Origin of the sequence: Ovoidimarina sediminis, assembly GCF_032586175.1 — a bacterium.
GTDB classification, from domain to species: domain Bacteria; phylum Pseudomonadota; class Alphaproteobacteria; order Rhodobacterales; family Rhodobacteraceae; genus Ovoidimarina; species Ovoidimarina sediminis.
Window position 1 is genome coordinate 126,943 of sequence record NZ_JAWHTE010000004.1, and the last position, 19,916, is coordinate 146,858.

Sequence of the window (19,916 nt, forward strand, 5' to 3'; positions counted from 1 at the left end):
AACGGGTGTGGGGCGAGCATGACGACCCGGTCGGAAACCAAGACGTTAAGCGCACTGGGCCTCGCGGTCCCGGGCAGCAACGGCATTGAGGTCACCGGGCTTTCCGTCGACAGCCGAAGCGTCCGGGCAGGAGAGGTCTTTGCGGCCCTTCCCGGCGTCAACGCCCACGGCGCGCGGTTTGCGGCGGACGCGGCCAAGGCGGGGGCGGCGGCGATCCTGACGGATCGCGACGGCGCCCGCATCGCCCGCGGGGCGCTGGGCGAGGCCGCGATTCCCGTGATTGTCACGGAAGACCCGCGCCAGGCCCTCGCCTTCGCCGCCGCCCTCTGGTTCGGGCAGCAACCAGAGGCGGTCGTCGCCGTCACGGGGACCAACGGCAAAACCTCCGTCTCGGCCTTCACCCGCCAGCTCTGGAACGCGATGGGCATCGAGGCGGTGAACATCGGCACCACCGGCGTCGAAGGGTCCTTCCTCGCCCCGATGCTGCACACCACGCCGGAACCGATCACGCTCCACCGCATCCTCGCCGAGGTCGCTGCCGAGGGCATCGACCACGCGGTGATGGAGGCTTCCTCCCACGGGCTCGACCAGCGCCGGCTCGACGGGGTCCGACTCGTCGCCGCCGGCTTCACGAATTTCAGCCAGGATCACCTGGATTACCACGAAACCTTCGAGGCCTATTTCGCCGCCAAGGCGGGGCTTTTCGATCGTGTCCTGCCCGAGGACGGGACAGCGGTCGTCAACACCGACGATCCCATGGGGCCCGAAGTCGTGGCCATCGCCGAGGGCCGGGGCTGCGATATCCTGACCGTGGGTCGCGACAATGACGCGGCCCTCTGCCTCATCGCACAGCGCTTCGATGTGACGGGGCAGGAACTGCGGTTTTCCTGGAACGGCGAGGCGCGCCAGGTGCGCCTGCCGCTCATCGGTGGCTTCCAGGCCGAAAACGCGCTCGTCGCGGCGGGGCTCACCATCGCGTCGGGCTGCGCACCGTCCGAGGTGTTCGAAGCGCTGCCCATGCTCACCACCGTGCGCGGTCGGATGCAGCTTGCGGCCACGCGCGACAACGGCGCGGCCGTCTTCGTCGATTACGCGCACACCCCCGATGCGCTCGCCACCGCGATCCGCGCGCTCCGTCCCCATGTCATGGGCCGCCTGATCGTCGTCTTCGGCGCGGGCGGCGACCGCGACCGCGGCAAGCGCCCGCTGATGGGCGAGGCGGTGGCGAAACATGCCGATATCGCCATCGTCACAGACGACAATCCGCGAAGCGAGGATCCCGCCGAGATCCGCGCCGCCATCCTCGCCGCCTGCCCGGGCGCCCGCGAGATCGGCGACCGGGCCGAAGCGATCCTCAGGGGCGTCGACATGCTCGAACAGGGCGACGCGCTCCTGATCGCGGGCAAGGGGCACGAAACGGGGCAGACGGTGGGCGATACCGTCTATCCCTTCGACGATGTCGAACAGGCCTCCGTCGCTGTCGCCGCCCTCGACGGTCACGGGGCATGAGCGTGCTCTGGTCCTCCTCCGAGGCGGCCGCGGCCACGCAGGGCCGCACGACCCGCGACTGGCAGGCGGGCGGTGTTTCGATCGACACGCGCACGCTCAAGCCCGGCGATCTCTTTGTGGCCCTGAAGGACGTGCGCGACGGGCATGATTTCGTGGCCGACGCGCTGGCAATGGGCGCGGCAGGGGCCATGGTCACGCACCGGCCCCAGGGGGTCAGCAAGGATGCGCCGCTACTGATCGTCGATGACGTTCTGGCCGCGCTCACCGATCTCGGCCGCGCGGGTCGGGCCCGCACGGACGCGCGGGTGATCGCCATCACCGGTTCGGCGGGCAAGACCTCGACCAAGGAAATGCTGCGCGATACCCTTCAGGGGCAGGGCCGCGTCCACGCCGCCGAGGCAAGCTACAACAACCACTGGGGCGTGCCGCTCACGCTGGCCCGCATGCCCGCCGACACCGAATTCGCGATCATCGAGATCGGCATGAACCACCCCGGCGAGATCGCACCGCTCTCGCGCCTCGCCCGGCCCCATATCGCGGTGATCACCACCATCGCCCCCGCCCATCTCGAAGCCTTCGACAGCATCGAGGGCATCGCCCGCGAAAAGGCCTCGATCTTCCAGGGGCTCGAGCCGGACGGCACGGCGATCTTCAACGCGGATGTGGGCACCGCCGGTATCCTCAGAACCACGGCGAAAGCCCATGCCGGCCGCCTGATCGGCTTCGGCACCGCCGAAGACGCCGAATTCCACGCCGACGACATCACTCTGAACCCGGGATCAAGCGTCATCCGCGCCCATCACGGCGGCCGCACGATGCTTTTCAAGATCGGCGCGCCGGGCCGCCACGTGGCGCTGAACGCGCTTGCCGTCCTCGCGGCGGCAGAGGCCGCGGGCGCCGATCCCGACATCGCCGCCCATGATCTCGGCCGCTGGGCCCCGCCCGCCGGCCGCGGCACGCGCGAGACGATCTATCTCGACCCGGTCGAGGATCACATGACGATTGATCTGATCGACGACGCCTTCAACGCCAACCCCGCCTCGGTCGTGGCCTCGCTCGACGTGCTTGCCGCGATCGCTCCCGTCGACGACGTGGGCCGCGTCTCGCGCGGTCGGCGGATCGTGATCCTGGGCGACATGCTCGAACTTGGGCCGGACGAGGTGCGCATGCACCGCGAGATCGCCGATCACCCGGGGCTCCGGGGCGTGACCACCGTGCATTGCGTCGGCCCCCGCATGGCGCTTCTCTGGGAGGCGCTGCCGGAACATCAGCGGGGCCGGAAGACCGAAACCGCGAAAGAGCTTGCCGCCGAGGCCCATCACCTCGTCGATGCCGGCGACGTGGTGCTGGTGAAAGGGTCGAAAGGCTCGAAGGTCAGCCTCGTGGTCGAGGCGATCCGCAAGCTCGGGTATCCGGGTCCCGACGAGACATGAGCGGCAGGAGGTGAGGGAGCGCGCATGCTGTACTGGCTGACGAATTTCTCGGACGGCGGCGACGTCTTCAACCTGTTCCGCTACATCACCTTCCGCGCGGGCGGGGCCTTCTTCACAGCGCTCGTCTTCGGCTTTCTCTTCGGGCGCCCGCTCATCAACCTGTTGCGGCGGCGCCAGAAACAGGGCCAGCCCATTCGCGAGGACGGCCCCGAAAGCCACCTGACGACCAAGGCGGGCACCCCCACCATGGGCGGGCTTCTCATCCTTTCCGCGCTTCTCGTCTCCACGCTCCTCTGGGCGCGGCTCGACAACGGATATGTCTGGATCGTGCTTCTGGTGACGGCGGGCTTCGGCATGATCGGCTTTGCCGACGATTACGCCAAGGTCGCGAAAAACAACACGAAAGGCGTGCCGGGCAAGGTGCGGCTTGCGATCGGCTTCGGGATCGCGCTGATGGCGGCCTGGTGGGCGGCCTGGCTTCACCCCGACGACCTGACCTACCGGCTGGCGCTGCCGGTCTTCAAGGATGTGCTTCTGAACCTCGGGCTTCTCTTTCTGCCCTTCGCGATGATCGTGATCGTCGGCGCGGCCAACGCGGTCAATCTGACCGACGGGCTCGACGGGCTCGCGATCATGCCGGTGATGATCGCGGCCGGAACGCTGGGGGTGATCGCCTACGCGGTCGGCCGGGTCGACTTCACCGAATATCTCGACGTCCATTACGTCCCGGGAACGGGCGAGATCCTGATCTTCTCCGCCGGTCTCATCGGCGGGGGCCTCGGGTTTCTGTGGTACAATGCGCCGCCTGCGGCCGTCTTCATGGGCGATACCGGATCGCTTGCGCTGGGCGGGGCCCTCGGCGCCATCGCGGTCGCCACCAAGCACGAGATCGTGCTGGCCATCGTCGGCGGGCTTTTCGTGGTCGAGGCGCTCTCGGTCATCATCCAGGTCGCCTATTTCAAGCGCACGGGCAAACGTGTCTTCCTCATGGCGCCGATCCATCACCATTTCGAGAAACAGGGCTGGGCAGAGCCGCAGATCGTGATCCGGTTCTGGATCATCTCGCTGATTCTGGCGCTCATCGGGCTGGCGACGCTCAAGGTGCGATAGGGCGGGCCAGATGAGTATTTTTGCCAAAATGAAGAAGCAGGCCCCCAGGTGATCGAGGTTCCGGGATATGTGGGCCACAGGGTTGGCGTGCTGGGGCTCGGCCGGTCCGGCCTGTCGGCGGCGCGCGCGCTCCGCGCTGGTGGCGCCGACGTGGTGGCCTGGGACGACGGGGCAGGGGGCCGCGCGGCGGCGGAGGCCGAAGGCTTCGCCCTGCGCGATCTCTCGAAAGAGGGTGCGGTCGATGGCCTTTCCGCCCTGGTCGTCTCTCCCGGTATTCCCCACCTCTACCCCGCGCCGCACCCGGCGATCGCCCGCGCGCTCGAGGCGGGCGTGCCTGTCGACAACGATATCGGTCTTTTCTTCGCCGCGCTCGGGACGGAAGACTGGGCGCGCTTCGACCGCCCGCCCCGCGTGATCGCCGTCACCGGCTCGAACGGAAAATCGACCACCGCCGCGCTTCTCCACCACTGCCTCGCCGAGGCGGGGGGGGAGGCGCATCTGGCCGGCAATATCGGGCGCGGCGTCCTCGATCTCGATCCCCCCGGCGACGGGGCGGTGATCGTACTGGAACTGTCCTCCTACCAGACCGATCTCGCCCGCGCGCTCACCCCGGACATCGCGGTCTTCACCAACCTCACTGCCGATCACCTCGATCGCCACGGCGGCATGGGCGGCTATTTCGCGGCCAAGCGGCGGCTTTTCGCCGAGGGCGGGCCCGACCGCGCCGTGATCGGCGTCGACGAACCGGAAGGCCGCTATCTCGCGAACCAGCTTGCCCAGGGCCCCGGCGACGACCGGGTGATCCGCATCTCGGGTACCCGCGCGCTCACGGGCCCCGGCTGGTCGGTGGCCGCGAAGAAGGGGTTCCTCGCCGAACGCCGCAAGGGCCGCCAGATCGCAGCGATCGATCTGCGCGACATTCCGGGCCTCCCCGGCGCGCACAATCACCAGAACGCCTGCGCCGCCTATGCCGCGCTCCGCGCGCTCGGCCTCGCGCCGCGCACGATCGAGGCGGGGCTTCGCAGCTTCGAAGGCCTCCCCCACCGCAGCCAGCTCATCGCCGAGCGGAACGGCGTGCGCTTCGTCAACGATTCCAAGGCCACCAATGCCGACAGCGCGGCCCAGGCGCTGCGCGCCTTCAGACGCATCCGCTGGATCGTCGGCGGCCAGGTGAAGGAGGGCGGGCTCGGCCCCGCGCTCGACGCCGCGGGCGAGGTGCTGAAGGCCTATGTCATCGGGCGGCAGGCCGAGGATGTGGCGCTCCTGCTGGGCGAGATCCCGCACGAGATCTGCACCACGATGGAAACCGCCGTGGCCCGCGCGGCGGAAGAGGCCGCGCCGGGCGACACCGTCCTTCTCGCGCCCGCCGCCGCCAGCTTCGACCAGTACGACAATTTCGAGCGCCGGGGCGAGGATTTCGCGGCCCGCGTCGCCGATCTCGGCTGACCCGCGAAGGCCAGCTTTTGCTGGCACTTCCTCTGCTCTGACGTTACACTTGCCCGCAGACCCGGCAAACGGGCGGTACGGGCAGTCGAGGCAGTTTAACCATGACCGAAATGGTGCACGGGTCCATCGCCGTGAGGGATGGTGAACCGATCCTTCCCCGCTGGTGGCGGACGGTGGATCGCTGGTCGCTGACCTGCGTGCTTCTCCTGTTCGGTGTGGGCATGCTTCTGGGCCTCGCCGCCTCTCCGCCGCTTGCCGAACGCAACGGGCTCGATCCGTTCCATTACGTCGAACGCCAGGCGCTGTTCGGCTCGCTCGCGCTGATCGCCATGATCGTCGTCTCGATGCTCCCCCCGGTTCAGGTGCGCCGCCTCGCGACGCTGGGCTTTGCGGCCTCCTTCGTGGCGCTCATGTTCCTGCCGCTTTTCGGCACCGATTTCGGCAAGGGGGCGACGCGGTGGTATTCACTGGGCTTCGGCTCGGTCCAGCCGTCCGAATTCCTCAAACCCGGCTTCATCGTCGTGGCGGCCTGGCTGATCGCGGCCAGCCAGGATCTGCAGGGGCCCCCGGGCAAGCGCATCTCGCTTCTCCTCGCCATAGTGATCTGCGCCTTCCTCGCGATGCAGCCCGATTTCGGCCAGTCCGCGCTGATCCTGTTTTCCTGGGGGGTGATGTATTTCGTGGCCGGCGCGCCTTTGACGGTGCTGATCGGGCTTGCCATGATCGTCCTCTTCGCGGGCTCCGTCGCCTATAACAATTCCGAGCATTTCGCCCGCCGCATCGACGGCTTCCTGTCGGCGGATGTCGATCCTACCACACAGCTCGGCTACGCCACCGGCGCGATTCAGGAGGGCGGGTTCTTCGGCGTGGGGATCGGCGAGGGGCGGGTGAAATGGTCGCTCCCCGATGCGCATACCGATTTCATCATCGCGGTCGCGGCGGAAGAATACGGGCTGATCCTCGTGCTCTTCATCATCGGGCTTTTCGCCACCGTGGTGATCCGCTCGCTGATCCGTCTGATGCGCGAGCGTGATCCCTTCATCCGCCTCGCGGGCGCGGGTCTCGCCTGCGTCTTCGGCATCCAGGCGATAATCAACCTCTCCGTCGCGGTGCGGCTTCTTCCCGCCAAGGGCATGACGCTGCCCTTCGTGAGCTACGGCGGCTCGTCGCTGATTGCCGCGGGCATCACGCTCGGCATCCTCCTCTGCTTCACCCGCACCCGGCCCCAGGGCGAGATCCGCGACGCGCTGAAAGGGCGCATCCGCTGATGGCCGCGCCGCTGTGCGTCATCGCCGCGGGCGGCACGGGCGGTCACATGTTCCCCGCCCAGGCGCTGGCCGAGACGCTTCTGAAACGCGGCTGGCGGGTGCGCCTGTCGACCGACGACCGGGGCGCGCGCTATGCCGGCGGCTTCCCCGTGGGCGTTGATATCACCCGCGTCACATCCGCCACCCCCGCGCGCGGCGGGGCGGCGGCGAAGCTCGCCATGCCGTTCCGGATCGGCTGGGGCGTCTTCGGCGCCTTTGCCGGCATGCTGACCGACCGGCCCGCCGTGGTGGTGGGCTTCGGCGGATACCCCACGATCCCGGCGCTCTCCGCCGCGATCCTCGCCCGCGTGCCGACGATGATCCACGAACAGAACGGCGTACTGGGGCGCGTAAACCACGCCTTCGCGCGCCGCGTGAACGCGGTGGCCTGTGGCGCCTGGCCCACGCGCCTGCCCGCGGGCGTCATCGGCCACCATGCGGGCAACCCGGTGCGCAAGGCCGTGCTCGAACGCCAGGGGGCGGCCTACACGCCGCCCGATGACGGCACGCTGAAGCTTGTGGTGATCGGCGGCAGCCAGGGCGCGCGCATCCTCTCCGATGTCGTGCCCCAGGCCGCGGCGCACCTGCCGTCCGAGATCCGCGCCCGCCTTCGCATCGCGCACCAGGCCCGCGGCGAGGATGAGGATCGCGTGCGCGCCTTCTACGACGACGAGGGCATTTCGGCCGAAGTCAAACCGTTCTTCGAGGATATCGCCCGCCGCTTCACAGAGGCGCAGCTCGTGATTTCCCGCGCGGGCGCCTCCTCGGTGGCCGATCTTTCGGTGATCGGGCGTCCCTCGATCCTCGTCCCCTACGCCGCCGCCACCGCCGATCACCAGACCGCCAATGCGCGTGCCCTGGTCGAGGCGGGGGCGGCCATCCTCATTCCGGAAAAGAAGCTTGCGCCCGAAACGCTCGCAGGCGAAATCACCCGAATTCTCACCGATCCCGAGGCGGCAGACCTCATGGCGCGAAACGCGCTCACCGCCGGGCGGCCGGACGCCAGCGAACGCCTCGCGGATATGGTAGAAGCCTTGAGAGGACCCGTCCCATGAACGCAGCAGCCGCCACCAAACTGCCGACCGAAATGGGCCCGATCCACTTCGTCGGGATCGGGGGCATCGGCATGTCGGGGATCGCCGAGGTGCTTCTGAACCACGGCTATGTCGTGCAGGGCTCGGATCTGAAGCCGTCGAAGATCACCGACCGCCTGCGCGAAAAGGGCGCCAGGATCTTCATGGGCCAGCGCGCCGAAAACCTCGTCGATGCCGAGGTTGTGGTGATCTCGTCGGCCATCAAGCCGGGTAACCCCGAACTCGACGCGGCCCGCGAACGGGGCCTCCCCGTCGTCCGCCGGGCCGAGATGCTGGCCGAACTCATGCGCCTGCGGTCAAACATCGCGGTGGCAGGCACCCACGGCAAGACGACCACGACCACCATGGTCTCCGCGCTTCTCGACGCGGGCGGCATCGACCCGACCGTCATCAACGGCGGCATCATTCACGCCTATGGCTCGAACGCCCGGGTGGGGCAGGGCGAATGGATGGTGGTGGAGGCCGACGAAAGCGACGGCACCTTCAACCGCCTCCCTGCCACCATCGCCATCGTCACCAATATCGACCCCGAACATATGGAGCACTGGGGTACGATCGAGAACCTGCGCAAGGGCTTCACCGATTTCGTCTCGAACATCCCCTTCTACGGCCTCGCCGTCCTCTGCACCGATCACCCCGAGGTGCAGGCGCTCATGGGCCGCATCACCGATCGCCGTGTCGTGACCTTCGGCTTCAACGCCCAGGCCGATATCCGCGCGGTCAATCTCACCTATAAGAAAGGCGTCGCCCATTTCGACATCGCGCTCTCGAGCGAGGGTATGGTGATCGAAGGCTGCACATTGCCCATGCCGGGCGACCACAACGTCTCTAACGCGCTCGCCGCCGTCGCGGTGGCCCGTCATCTGGGGCTGAAGGCGGAAGAGATCCGCGTGGCGCTCGCGAATTTCGGCGGCGTCAACCGCCGCTTCACGAAGGTGGGCGAGGTGAACGGCGTGACGATCATCGACGATTACGGCCACCACCCGGTCGAGATCGCCGCCGTGCTGAAGGCCGCGCGCCAGGCCATCGAACCGGGCGCCCGCGTCATCGCCGTCCACCAGCCCCACCGCTACACCCGCCTCTCCTCGCTGTTCGAGGATTTCTGCGGCTGCTTCTCGAATGCCGATGTCGTGGGGATCGCAGAGGTCTTCGCGGCGGGCGAAGATCCGATCCCCGGCGCCACGGCGGAAGATCTCGTGGCGGGGCTGAAACGCCACGGCCACCGCCATGCGCTGATGATCGACGATGAAGGCGCCCTCGCCACCCTCGTCGAGACAGAGGCGCGGCCCGGCGACATCGTCGTCTGCCTCGGCGCAGGCACGATCTCCACCTGGGCGCATGGGTTGCCGGAGAAGCTCTCGCGCGGGGCCGCATGAGCGTAGAGACCACGGCATTCGCGATCCCCATGGCATTGGGCGTGGCACTGCCCTTCATCCCGTGGCGCTGGTCGGTCTCGGCCCTGGCCCTGTTTGTCGTGATCGCCGTCCTGTCGGTCGTCGGCGCGGGAAACAGTGACATCACGGCGCCCCTCTTCTGGCTATTCTTCCTGATCATGGCCTCGCCGCTCATTCTTCTGGGCAGCGGCATTGGCCTTCTCCTGCGCCGGCTTCTGTCGTCCCGCAACGGCGGCCCCTCCACCGGCGCGGCAGGCGGGCGGGACGGGTGAGTCTGCCGCTTCTCATAGGCGCCCTGTGGGTTTTGGCTTCGGCCATCGTCGCGCTGCTGCCCATGCGCCACCAGTATGCGCCCGGCATCTGCCTTCTGATCGCAGCGCCCGTACTGATCGTCTGGATCGGGGCGGAACACGGCTGGGTCCCCGCCGCCTTCGGGCTTTTCGCGTTTCTCTCGATGTTCCGCCGCCCGCTGATCTACTTCGCGAAGAAGGCGCTCGGCCATCCCGTCTCCCCGCCCCTGGAGCGCCCGGAATGAGCCTCTCGATCATCCTCGCCTGCCTCTGGGTCGTCACGGCCTCGGTGATCGCGATGTTTCCTTCCCGCCGCCACCACTGGCCCGCCGCCTACTTCCTGATCGCGGTGGGCCTGCCCATCCTGATCTTCGTCTTTGCCGAAAACGGCTTCTGGGGCGGCATGGTCGCGCTGGCCGCGGGCATTTCCGTGCTGCGCTGGCCCGTGCGCTATCTCTTCCGCTGGATGAAGGCGCAAGCGGTGCGGCTGAAACCATGACCGAAACGCTCTCCCTCCCGCAGGTGCGCGGCCGCCTCACCCCCGACCGCCCGCTCGCCGATCTCACCTGGCTCCGCGTCGGAGGCCCCGCCGACTGGCTCTTCCAGCCCGAGGATGCGGACGATCTCGCCCGGTTCCTCGAAGACCTCGACCAATCCACCCCCGTCTTCCCGATGGGCGTCGGCTCGAACCTCATCGTCCGCGACGGCGGCATCCGCGGCGTCGTGATCCGTCTCGGCCGGGGCTTCAACGCCATCACGACAGACGGCACCCGTGTCACCGCAGGCGCCGCCGCCCTCGATGCCCATGTCGCCCGCCGCGCGGCAGAGGCCGGGATCGACCTCACCTTTCTCCGCACCATTCCCGGCGCCATCGGCGGGGCGGTGCGGATGAACGCGGGCTGCTACGGCTCCTACGTCGCCGACCACTTCATCGAAGCGAAAGCCATCAGTCGGGCAGGGGAGGTCCGCACCCTGACGGCAAGCGATCTCAACTTCGCCTACCGTGCAACCACCCTCCCCGAAGGCTGGGTGCTGACGGAAGCCACCTTCGAAGGCCCGAAGGGCGATCCCGAAACTCTTGCCGCAAAAATGGACGACCAGCTCAAACGCCGCGACGAAAGCCAGCCCACGAAGGACCGCACCGCGGGCTCCACCTTCCGCAACCCGGCGGGCTATTCCTCCACCGGCAAGGCGGACGACACCCACGACCTGAAGGCCTGGAAGGTGATCGACGACGCAGGGCTCCGGGGCGCGACACTGGGCGGCGCGGTGATGAATGAAAAGCACCCGAACTTCCTCACGAATGCCGGCGGCGCCACCGCAGCCGAACTCGAGGCGCTGGGCGAAAAGGTAAGGGAAAAGGTATTCCAAACCAGCGGAATAAAGTTAGAATGGGAAATCATGAGGGTCGGCGAACCGGCCCCTGAAAACTAGAGGCAGGCGGACCCGGAACACCGGGCCAGTTAAGAAACGAGTGGCGGGAGTGTTGAGCAGGACGTCCCAGAATGTTGTGGTGCTGATGGGCGGCCCATCGGCCGAGCGCGAGGTCTCGCTGTCCTCGGGCGCGGAATGTGCGTCCGCGCTGCGCGAAGCGGGCTTTGACGTCACCGAACTCGATGCAGGCTCCACCCTCGCGCAAGACCTCCAGAAGCTCCGCCCCGATGTCGTGTTCAACGCGCTGCACGGCCGCTGGGGCGAAGACGGCTGCGTGCAGGGCATCCTCGAATGGCTCCGCATCCCCTACACGCATTCCGGCGTCCTCGCCTCGGCGCTTGCGATGGACAAGACCCGCTCGAAGGATATCTTCCGCGCCCACGGGCTTCCCGTCGTCGACAGCGTGATTGCAGAGCGCGACGCGATCGAGGCCAGCCACGTCCTCCCGCCCCCCTATGTGGTGAAGCCGAACAACGAAGGCTCCTCCGTCGGCATCTATATCGTGCGCGAAACCGCGAACGGCCCGCCCACGCTCGCCCCGAACCTGCCCGCGCGGCTCATGGTCGAAACCTACGCCCCGGGCCGCGAACTCACCACCACCGTCATGGGTGACCGGGCGCTTGGCGTCACCGATATCATCACCGACGGCTGGTACGACTATCACGCCAAATACGCCCCCGGCGGCTCGCGCCACGAAGTGCCTGCGAATATCCCCGACGAGATCACGGCGCTCTGCCACGACTACGCGGTCCGCGCCCACGCCGTGCTCGGATGCCGGGGCGTCAGCCGCACCGATTTCCGCTGGGACGAGGAACGGGGCGCCGATGGCCTCATCCTTCTCGAAACCAACACCCAGCCGGGCATGACGCCCACCTCGCTTGCTCCCGAACAGGCCGCCCATTGCGGCATCACCTTCCCCGAGCTTTGCCGCTGGATCGTGGAGGATGCCTCATGCGACCGCTGAAGCGGCCGAGCGATCCGGCCCCCTCCCGCTCGGCCTACAAGCTTCAGCGCCTGATGCTGACGCCGGGCGTCCGCATCTTCCTCCGCTGGGGCCTGCCGGTCGCCTGCATCGCCTTCACCGCCGGCATCTGGGCCTCCGACGCGGACCGGCGCGAGGCGCTCATCGAAGGCGCGGCCGAAATGCGCCGCGAAATCCAGCAGCGGCCCGAGTTCATGGTCAATCTCATGTCGATCGAAGGGGCATCCGACGAGGTGCAGGCCGACCTGCGCGAAATCCTGCCCATCGACTTTCCCCTAAGCTCCTTCGATCTCGATCTCGAGGCGATCCGCGCCCGTGCCGAAGAAATCGACGCGATCGCCGAGGCCTCGGTCCGCGTCCGTGCGGGCGGTATCCTCGAAATCATCGTCTCCGAACGCATCCCTGCGGTCGTCTGGCGAAGCCGCGACGGGCTCGAACTCCTTGACGAGCACGGCCACCGCGTCGCGGGCCTCGCAACACGCAGCGACCGGCCCGACCTGCCGCTGCTTGCGGGCGACGGCGCCGAAACCGCCGTGCCCGAAGCGCTCGCCCTGATGGAAGCCGCCGCACCGCTGAGCGACCGGATGCGCGGCCTTCTCCGCGTCGGCGAACGCCGCTGGGATGTGGTGCTCGACCGCAATCAGCGGATCCTCCTGCCCGAGGCGAACCCCGTCCCCGCTCTCGAACGCGTCATCGCGCTCGACGAGGTGCGCGATCTCCTCGCCCGCGACCTCACCGTCATCGACATGCGCACGCCCGAACGCCCCACCCTCCGGATGGGAGAGGCGGCCTCAGAAACCTTCCGCGAAACCCGCTTTTCAGGGAGCCAGTAACAAATGACCGATCTGTACCAGAGCCAGCGCACCATGCGCGCCATGCGGCGCGCCGCGATCCAGCGCGGGGTCGTCGCGGTGCTCGATATCGGCACCTCGAAGATCGCCTGCCTGATCCTGCGGTTCGAAGGCACCGATCAGCTCGATATCGCCGAAGGGATCGGATCGCTCGCGGGCCAGTCCTCCTTCCGCGTGATCGGCGCCGCCACCACCCGCTCCCGCGGGGTGCGCCTCGGCGAAATCGACAGCATGGGGGAAACCGAACGCGCGATCCGCACCGCCGTTCAGGCGGCGCAGAAAATGGCCATGGTCCGCGTCGATCATGCCATTGTCTGCCTCTCGGGCGGCCAGCCCCGCTCCTACGGCCTTGCGGGCGAGATCGAGCTTGATGGCGAACCGGTCTCGGAATCCGACGTGGCCCGCGCGCTCGCGGCCTGCGATGTGCCCGACTACGGGGCAGGGCGCGACATCGTCCATGCCCAGCCCGTGAACTTCGCCCTCGATCATCGCTCCGGCATGGGCGATCCGCGCGGCCAGATCGGCAACCGGCTGGCCTGCGATCTCCACATGCTCACCGTCGACACGGTGCTTGTCCAGAACATCCTCTACTGCGTCAACCGCTGCGATCTCGAGGTCGCGGGCATCGCGAACTCGGCCTACGCGAGCGGCATTTCCAGCCTCGTCGAGGACGAACAGGAACTGGGCGCGGCCTGCATCGACATGGGGGGCGGCTCCACCGGCCTCTCGATCTTCATCAAGAAACACATGATCTATGCCGATGCCGCGCGGCTGGGCGGCGATCACGTCACCCTCGATATCTCCAAGGGTCTCCAGATCCCGCTGGCTGTCGCCGAACGGATCAAGACGTTCCACGGCGGCGTCGTCGCCACGGGCATGGATGACCGCGACATGATCGAACTGGGCGGCGAAACCGGCGACTGGGATCACGACCGCCGCACCGTCAGCCGCGCCGAACTGATCGGCATCATCCGCCCACGGGTCGAGGAGCTTCTCGAAGACGTGCGCCAGCGCCTCGACGCGGCGGGCTTCGAACACCTGCCCTCCCAGCAGATCGTGCTCACGGGCGGCGCCAGCCAGATGCCGGGGCTCGACGTGCTCGCCCCGAAGATCCTCGGCCAGCAGGTCAGGATCGGCCGCCCCCTGCGCGTCCACGGCCTGCCCCAGGCCGCCACCGGGGCCGCCTTCTCGGCGGCCGTCGGCCTCTGCCTCTTCGCCGCCCATCCCCAGGACGAATGCTGGGATTTCGAGATGCCGAGCGACCGCATCCCGGCGCGCTCGCTCAAAAGGGCAGTGAAGTGGTTCAAAGACAACTGGTGATTGCAGCGGCGTTTGCGAATCCCCGAGACGTAAGCCCGCGAATCTGTTAGGTTATCCACAAGGCCCGGAACAGGGCTTTGGAGGGCCGAGCAGTCTTCCGAAATCGATCAAATCGGCGGATTCCGCGCCGCTTTCGCCCTCATCCACGTGAGGTTTTCGCGCTATCTTACTGCGGAACCTCAAAATATTGTGGGTGTCGCTAGATGCGGCGGGCGACGGTCGAAATTCCGCCATATTTTGTGGTTTGGCGCGATTTTCGGGATGACCTTCGGGGCAGTTAACAGTACTGTGACGGCACTCCATCAGGGACTTCGCCCATGCATCTGGGCGCAAAGATGAGCCGCCGGCCCGGGGCGGCGGAAACGACAGGCGGATAGAGCGATGACACTGAATTTGATGATGCCCGAAAAGACCGATTTGAGGCCGCGGATCACCGTATTCGGTGTCGGCGGGGCAGGCGGCAATGCCGTCAATAATATGATCGACAAGAAACTCGAAGGTGTGGAGTTCGTGGTGGCCAACACCGACGCGCAGGCCCTCGCGCAGTCCTCCGCCTCGAGCCGCATCCAGATGGGTGTGAAAGTCACCGAAGGCCTCGGCGCAGGCGCCCGGCCCACGGTTGGCGCGGCGGCAGCGGAAGAGACGATCGAAGAAATCGTCGATCACCTCGCCGGCGCGCACATGGCCTTCATCACCGCCGGTATGGGCGGCGGCACGGGCACGGGGGCTGCGCCGATCATCGCTCAGGCGGCGCGCGAACTCGGGGTTCTCACCGTCGGCGTCGTCACCAAACCCTTCCAGTTCGAAGGCCAGAAGCGCATGCGCCAGGCCGAGGAAGGCGTTGAAGTTCTTCAAAAGATGGTCGACACGCTGATCATCATTCCGAACCAGAACCTGTTCCGCCTCGCCAACGAGAAGACGACGTTTACCGAAGCGTTCTCGATGGCCGACGACGTGCTCTACCAGGGTGTGAAAGGCGTCACCGACCTGATGGTGCGCCCGGGCCTCATCAACCTCGATTTCGCCGACGTCCGCGCGGTGATGGACGAGATGGGCAAGGCCATGATGGGCACCGGCGAAGGCGAGGGCGAAGACCGCGCGATCCAGGCCGCCGAAAAGGCCATCGCCAACCCGCTCCTCGACGAGATCTCGCTAAAGGGCGCGAAAGGCGTTCTCATCAATATCACCGGTGGCACCGATCTCACCCTATTCGAACTCGACGAGGCGGCGAACCGGATCCGCGAAGAGGTCGACCCGGACGCCAACATCATCGTCGGCTCCACCCTCGACGACGCAATGCAGGGCACCATGCGCGTCAGCGTCGTGGCCACCGGCATCGATGCCTCCGCGGATGTACACGAAACCCCCGTGCCGCGCCGTTCGATGGCCCAGCCGCTCGCCCACGCCCATGTCGAGGACGAGCCCGAGATGGCAGAGCCCGAGGCCGTCGTGGCCGAGGACACCGGCGAAGCGCCGGGCCTCTTCGATCGCGAGCCCGAACCGGCGGCGGCCGACGAGCCCACCTTCTTCCGCTCCGAACGCAGCCGGGTCGAAGACGACCTGCCGCCCCCAGCTTACCAGCCGGAACCGGTTGAGGCCCCGATGCCCCATGTCGCGGCAGAGGCCCCGGCGGCACCGCGCCCCGGCATGCCCTCGCCCGAGGCCATGGCCCGGCTTCAGGCCGCCGTCCGCAAAACGCCGGAAACCGTGGCCGAAACCGCCCCCCGGCGGCCCGCCGCCCCGGCCCCCCAGCCGGCCCAGGAACGGCCCCGCTTCGGCATCAACTCGCTGATCAACCGGATGACGGGGCACCCCTCCGAAGGTGCCGAACGCGCCTCCGCAACCATCCGCCGGCAGCCCCCGGTGCAGGCCGAACCCGATGCACCGGCCCCTGCACCGGAAGACGAACGGATCGAAATTCCGGCCTTCCTGAGGCGCCAGGCGAACTGACGCCACGTCACAAATCTGCGGAATCGGGCCAGCACGCGCTGGCCCTTTTCTTTTGTTATCAATGGGTTCCCGGCCGATTTTTCGGCTGTGCGCAGTTTGCCGCCCATCCTGCAATGCTTTGTTTCAGAAGGTTACAATCTTTGAGTTGAGATTTGGGGCCTCCCTTCGTAATTCCCTCGGCAATGGCAAAGCGCAGACACAGCTGCGTGCTGGGACGAGATTGGGGCTGACCCGTGCAGACGACTTTGAAATCGCCCGTCACCTTCGTGGGCACCGGCCTCCATACCGGTTGCCCCGTACGGATGACGTTAAGCCCGGCTTCGGCCGAATTCGGTATCTGGTTCCGCCGGACCGATGTGCAGGATCGCGACAACCTAATCCCGGCCCGCTGGGATGCGGTGGTATCGGGTGAACTCTGCACCAAGATCGGCAATGCCGACGGCATCACCGTTTCCACCATCGAACACGTGATGGCGGCCATTGCCGGTACGGGCATCCACAACGTTCTGATCGAACTCGACGGACCCGAAGTTCCCATTCTCGATGGCAGCTCGGCGGAATTCGTCCGCGCGATCCTGGCCCGCGGCCTGCGGGAACAGGCCGCACCTCTGCGCGCCCTCGAAATCCTGGCCCCCGTCGAAGTCCGCAATGGCGAGGCGTTTGCCCGCCTCCTGCCGGCCACGGGGCTCGAGATCGATTTCTCGATCGATTTCGAAGATGCCGCCATCGGCCACCAGCACAAGCGCCTCAACATGGCGAATGGCACCTTCGTGCACGAACTTTGCGACAGCCGCACCTTCTGCCGTCAGGCCGATGTCGATACGATGCAGGCCAACGGGCTCGCGCTCGGCGGCGCACCCGGCATCAACGCGGTGGTGTTCGAGGGCGACAAGGTGCTTTCCCCCGGCGGCCTCCGCCACGCGGACGAACCCGTGCGGCACAAGATGCTCGATGCGCTGGGCGATCTTGCGCTGGCCGGCGCGCCGATCCTCGGCCGCTATGAAGGGCACCGTTCGGGCCACGCCATGACGAACGCGCTCCTTCGCACGCTTTTCGCCCGCCCGGGCGCGCTCCGGATGGTCGAATGCACCCCGCTTCAGGCCGCCAGCCTGCCCGGAGCGGGTCTTACGCGCCACGACGCACCGGCGCTTGCAGCCTGATCCTGAAATCGCGTTTGGCACCGTCATTTTATGTGCTAGACCCACCTCTACGTTTTGGGGCGGCCAGGCGCGGTGATGGGCGGTTTTAAGAAAGTTCGAACTCTCGGCCTTGCGGTCGTGGCGCTGACGGCGCTCGGTGGCTGCGGCGGCGGCGGGTTCCTCGGATTCGGCGGCGGGCGCCAACCCGATCTCGAAACCCTCTCGGCGCAGCAGATCTATCAGCGCGGGGAAGTGGAACTCGCATCGCGCGACTATGACGACGCGGCAGAACTCTTTGGCGAGGTCGAACGCCTCTATCCCTATTCCGAATGGGCCAAGCGCGCTTTGATCATGCAGGCCTTCGCGTTCCACCGTGACCGCGATTACGAGGCCAGCCGCGCCGCCGCGCAGCGCTACATCGATTTCTTCCCCGCCGATGACGACGCGGCCTATGCGCAATACATCATCGCGCTCAGCTATTACGATCAGGTCGACGACGTGGGTCGCGACCAGGGCGTCACCTTCCAGGCACTCCAGTCGCTCCGCACGGTGATCGAGCGCTATCCCGACACCGAATTCGCCCGCTCCTCGATCCTGAAATTCGATCTCGCCTTCGATCAGCTCGCGGCGAAGGAGATGGAGGTGGGGCGCTACTACCTCAAGCGCGGCCATTACCTCGCGGCGGTCAACCGCTTCCGCGTGGTGGTGGAGGATTTCCAGACCACGACCCAAACGCCCGAGGCCCTGCACCGCCTGGTTGAAAGCTATCTCTCGCTCGGCCTGACGGACGAGGCGCAGACGGCCGGCGCGATCCTCGGCCACAACTTCCGCTCGACCGAATGGTACGAGGACAGCTACGCTCTTCTCACGGGCCGCGGGCTCACGCCCGAGGCGCGCGGCGATGGCTGGCTGCGCCGGATCTACCGCCAGACGATCCGCGGCGAGTGGCTCTGACCGGCGGGACGGCGCCCCGGTGCTCACACAGCTCGACATCCGCGACATCCTGATCATCGACCGGCTGGACCTTGCCTTCCAGCCGGGCCTCAACGTGCTGACCGGCGAAACCGGGGCAGGGAAGTCCATCCTGCTCGATGCCCTCGGCTTCGTCCTCGGCTGGCGCGGGCGCGCCGATCTCGTCCGCCAGGGTGCGGCCCAGGGCGAGGTGACGGCGGTCTTCGATCTCGCCTTCGATCACCCCGCCCGCGCGATCCTCGACGAGGCGGGGCTCCCGGCGGAGGACGATCTCATCATCCGCCGCGTCAACACCTCCGAGGGCCGCAAGACCGCCTGGGTCAACGACCGCCGCGTCTCTGGCGAGGTGCTGCGCCAGCTTTCTGACAGCCTCGTCGAACTCCACGGCCAGCATGACGACAGGGGTCTCCTGAACCCCCGCGGCCACCGCGCATTGCTCGACGCCTTCGGCGGGCTCGAAGGCGGGCGCGTCGCCACCCGCGCCGCCTGGCGCGCCGCCGCCGCCGCCCGCGCGGGCCTTGCCGAGGCCGAAGCCCGGCTCGAGTCCCTGAAGGCGGAGGAGGAGTTTCTCCGCCACGCCGTTGCCGAACTCGAGGATCTCGCCCCCGAGCCGGGCGAGGATACCGCTCTCGACACCGAACGCCGCCTGATGCAGGGCGCCGAAAAGATCCGCGAAGACGTGGCCCGCGCCCACGCCGCCCTCGGCCCCGAAGGGGCCGAAGGCCCCGTCACCGACGCCGCACGCTGGCTCGAGGCGGCGGCGTCCCGCGCCGAGGGGCTGCTCGACGGCCCGATCGAGGCCGTGGCCCGCGCGCTCACCGAACTCGGCGAGGCGCAGGACGGGGTGCGCCGCGCGCTCGATGCGCTCGATGCCGATCCCGCCCGGCTCGAGGCGGTCGAGGAACGGCTGTTCGCGATCCGCGCGCTCGCGCGCAAGCACGGGGTCCGACCCGACGATCTGGGCCAGGTGCGCGAGGATCTGCGCGCCCGCCTCGCCGCCCTCGACGGCGGCGCGGCGGATCTCAAGGCGCTCCGCAAGGCGGCCGAAGACGCCGACACCGCCTATGCCACAGCGGCGGCGGATCTGGCCCTGGCCCGCGCGGCGGCCGCGAAACGGCTCGATGCGGCCATGGCCGGCGAACTCGCGCCCCTGAAGATGGAACGCGCGGCCTTCCGCGTGGTGATCGCGCCGGGCGAACCGGGCCCCGAGGGCACCGATACCGTCACCTTCACGGTCGCCACCAACCCCGGCGCCCCGCCGGGGCCCCTGTCGAAGATCGCCTCGGGCGGGGAACTCAGCCGCTTCCTCCTCGCCCTCAAGGTCTGCCTGACGAAGGGCACCACCGGCCTCACGCTCATCTTCGACGAGATCGACCGCGGCGTGGGCGGGGCCACGGCGGATGCGGTGGGCCGCCGCCTCGCGGCACTCGCGGCCGACGCGCAGGTCCTTGTCGTCACCCACTCGCCGCAGGTGGCGGCGGCGGGCGCCCATCACTGGCGGGTGGAGAAAACCGTGACCGGCGACACCACGCTTTCCTCGGTCGCCGCCCTCGACGCCGCCGCCCGGGTCGACGAGATCGCCCGCATGCTCGCCGGCGACACGGTCACCGACGAGGCCCGCGCCGCGGCCCGCGCGCTTCTCGATGCGGCCCCGGGCTGATCCACCCCTTCATTTTGGCAGAAAT

General features: G+C 67.9%; 18 protein-coding genes. All 18 read left to right on the forward strand.

Going from position 1 to position 19,916, the window contains the following annotated elements:
• Nucleotides 1-18 precede the first annotated feature (18 nt).
• The 18 genes from RXV90_RS06785 to recN all read left to right on the forward strand — a co-directional run bounded on the left by RXV90_RS06785 (nt 19) and on the right by recN (nt 19,891).
• Nucleotides 19-1,509, forward strand: coding sequence for a UDP-N-acetylmuramoyl-L-alanyl-D-glutamate--2,6-diaminopimelate ligase (locus tag RXV90_RS06785; protein WP_316647747.1), 1,491 nt, complete (start codon nt 19-21; stop codon nt 1,507-1,509).
• Nucleotides 1,506-2,942, forward strand: coding sequence for a UDP-N-acetylmuramoyl-tripeptide--D-alanyl-D-alanine ligase (locus RXV90_RS06790; RefSeq protein ID WP_316647748.1), 1,437 nt, complete (start codon nt 1,506-1,508; stop codon nt 2,940-2,942). Before RXV90_RS06785 ends, RXV90_RS06790 begins: the two co-directional genes overlap by 4 nt.
• A 24-nt stretch (nt 2,943-2,966) precedes the next feature.
• A complete protein-coding gene (mraY, locus tag RXV90_RS06795; protein WP_316647749.1) occupies nt 2,967-4,052 on the forward strand; it encodes a phospho-N-acetylmuramoyl-pentapeptide-transferase in 1,086 nt (361 codons plus the stop codon).
• 48 nt (nt 4,053-4,100) lie between these two features.
• Nucleotides 4,101-5,498, forward strand: a complete 1,398-nt coding sequence (gene murD / locus RXV90_RS06800; protein ID WP_316647750.1) for a UDP-N-acetylmuramoyl-L-alanine--D-glutamate ligase — start codon at nt 4,101-4,103, stop codon at nt 5,496-5,498.
• A 101-nt stretch (nt 5,499-5,599) separates the two neighbouring features.
• Nucleotides 5,600-6,766: a putative lipid II flippase FtsW gene (gene ftsW / locus RXV90_RS06805; RefSeq protein ID WP_316647751.1), complete on the forward strand. Its 1,167-nt coding sequence runs from the start codon at nt 5,600-5,602 to the stop codon at nt 6,764-6,766.
• Nucleotides 6,766-7,860 (forward strand): undecaprenyldiphospho-muramoylpentapeptide beta-N-acetylglucosaminyltransferase, encoded by a 1,095-nt coding sequence (gene murG / locus RXV90_RS06810; protein WP_316647752.1) that lies wholly within the window; start codon nt 6,766-6,768, stop codon nt 7,858-7,860. Before ftsW ends, murG begins: the two co-directional genes overlap by 1 nt.
• Nucleotides 7,857-9,275, forward strand: a complete 1,419-nt coding sequence (murC, locus tag RXV90_RS06815; protein ID WP_316647753.1) for a UDP-N-acetylmuramate--L-alanine ligase — start codon at nt 7,857-7,859, stop codon at nt 9,273-9,275. Before murG ends, murC begins: the two co-directional genes overlap by 4 nt.
• Nucleotides 9,272-9,565 carry a hypothetical protein gene (locus RXV90_RS06820; RefSeq protein WP_316647754.1) on the forward strand — a complete coding sequence of 98 codons (294 nt, stop codon included), beginning with the start codon at nt 9,272-9,274 and terminating at the stop codon, nt 9,563-9,565. The genes murC and RXV90_RS06820 overlap by 4 nt, the downstream gene beginning before the upstream one ends.
• A complete protein-coding gene (locus RXV90_RS06825; protein WP_316647755.1) occupies nt 9,562-9,828 on the forward strand; it encodes a DUF2484 family protein in 267 nt (88 codons plus the stop codon). Before RXV90_RS06820 ends, RXV90_RS06825 begins: the two co-directional genes overlap by 4 nt.
• Entirely contained in the window at nt 9,825-10,082 is a 258-nt protein-coding gene (locus RXV90_RS06830) for a DUF2484 family protein (RefSeq protein ID WP_316647756.1), read from the forward strand. Before RXV90_RS06825 ends, RXV90_RS06830 begins: the two co-directional genes overlap by 4 nt.
• Nucleotides 10,079-11,017 carry a UDP-N-acetylmuramate dehydrogenase gene (gene murB, locus RXV90_RS06835; RefSeq protein ID WP_316647758.1) on the forward strand — a complete coding sequence of 313 codons (939 nt, stop codon included), beginning with the start codon at nt 10,079-10,081 and terminating at the stop codon, nt 11,015-11,017. The genes RXV90_RS06830 and murB overlap by 4 nt, the downstream gene beginning before the upstream one ends.
• A gap of 40 nt (nt 11,018-11,057) precedes the next feature.
• Complete coding sequence (locus RXV90_RS06840) at nt 11,058-11,981, forward strand: D-alanine--D-alanine ligase (RefSeq protein WP_410482349.1); 924 nt, start codon at nt 11,058-11,060, stop codon at nt 11,979-11,981.
• Entirely contained in the window at nt 11,969-12,832 is an 864-nt protein-coding gene (locus RXV90_RS06845; RefSeq protein WP_316647760.1) for a cell division protein FtsQ/DivIB, read from the forward strand. The genes RXV90_RS06840 and RXV90_RS06845 overlap by 13 nt, the downstream gene beginning before the upstream one ends.
• A gap of 3 nt (nt 12,833-12,835) precedes the next feature.
• A complete protein-coding gene (gene ftsA / locus RXV90_RS06850; RefSeq protein WP_316647761.1) occupies nt 12,836-14,170 on the forward strand; it encodes a cell division protein FtsA in 1,335 nt (444 codons plus the stop codon).
• A 381-nt stretch (nt 14,171-14,551) separates the two neighbouring features.
• Entirely contained in the window at nt 14,552-16,120 is a 1,569-nt protein-coding gene (gene ftsZ, locus RXV90_RS06855; protein WP_316647762.1) for a cell division protein FtsZ, read from the forward strand.
• Nucleotides 16,121-16,353: 233 nt separating this feature from the next.
• Nucleotides 16,354-17,280 carry a UDP-3-O-acyl-N-acetylglucosamine deacetylase gene (gene lpxC / locus RXV90_RS06860; protein ID WP_316647764.1) on the forward strand — a complete coding sequence of 309 codons (927 nt, stop codon included), beginning with the start codon at nt 16,354-16,356 and terminating at the stop codon, nt 17,278-17,280.
• A 75-nt stretch (nt 17,281-17,355) separates the two neighbouring features.
• Nucleotides 17,356-18,213, forward strand: a complete 858-nt coding sequence (locus RXV90_RS06865) for an outer membrane protein assembly factor BamD (RefSeq protein ID WP_316647765.1) — start codon at nt 17,356-17,358, stop codon at nt 18,211-18,213.
• A 19-nt stretch (nt 18,214-18,232) separates the two neighbouring features.
• A complete protein-coding gene (gene recN / locus RXV90_RS06870; RefSeq protein ID WP_316647766.1) occupies nt 18,233-19,891 on the forward strand; it encodes a DNA repair protein RecN in 1,659 nt (552 codons plus the stop codon).
• Nucleotides 19,892-19,916 lie beyond the last annotated feature (25 nt).

Bases quoted from the DNA above. Each gene is read 5' to 3' on its own strand.
- RXV90_RS06790 (WP_316647748.1), top strand. From the start codon at position 1,506: ATGAGCGTGCTCTGGTCCTCCTCCGAGGCGGCCGCGGCCACGCAGGGC.
- RXV90_RS06830 (WP_316647756.1), top strand. From the start codon at position 9,825: ATGAGCCTCTCGATCATCCTCGCCTGCCTCTGGGTCGTCACGGCCTCG.
- murC (WP_316647753.1), top strand. From the start codon at position 7,857: ATGAACGCAGCAGCCGCCACCAAACTGCCGACCGAAATGGGCCCGATC.
- ftsA (WP_316647761.1), top strand. From the start codon at position 12,836: ATGACCGATCTGTACCAGAGCCAGCGCACCATGCGCGCCATGCGGCGC.
- RXV90_RS06845 (WP_316647760.1), top strand. From the start codon at position 11,969: ATGCGACCGCTGAAGCGGCCGAGCGATCCGGCCCCCTCCCGCTCGGCC.
- murG (WP_316647752.1), top strand. From the start codon at position 6,766: ATGGCCGCGCCGCTGTGCGTCATCGCCGCGGGCGGCACGGGCGGTCAC.
- ftsW (WP_316647751.1), top strand. From the start codon at position 5,600: ATGACCGAAATGGTGCACGGGTCCATCGCCGTGAGGGATGGTGAACCG.
- murB (WP_316647758.1), top strand. From the start codon at position 10,079: ATGACCGAAACGCTCTCCCTCCCGCAGGTGCGCGGCCGCCTCACCCCC.
- ftsZ (WP_316647762.1), top strand. From the start codon at position 14,552: ATGACACTGAATTTGATGATGCCCGAAAAGACCGATTTGAGGCCGCGG.
- mraY (WP_316647749.1), top strand. From the start codon at position 2,967: ATGCTGTACTGGCTGACGAATTTCTCGGACGGCGGCGACGTCTTCAAC.
- RXV90_RS06820 (WP_316647754.1), top strand. From the start codon at position 9,272: ATGAGCGTAGAGACCACGGCATTCGCGATCCCCATGGCATTGGGCGTG.
- RXV90_RS06865 (WP_316647765.1), top strand. From the start codon at position 17,356: ATGGGCGGTTTTAAGAAAGTTCGAACTCTCGGCCTTGCGGTCGTGGCG.
- RXV90_RS06785 (WP_316647747.1), top strand. From the start codon at position 19: ATGACGACCCGGTCGGAAACCAAGACGTTAAGCGCACTGGGCCTCGCG.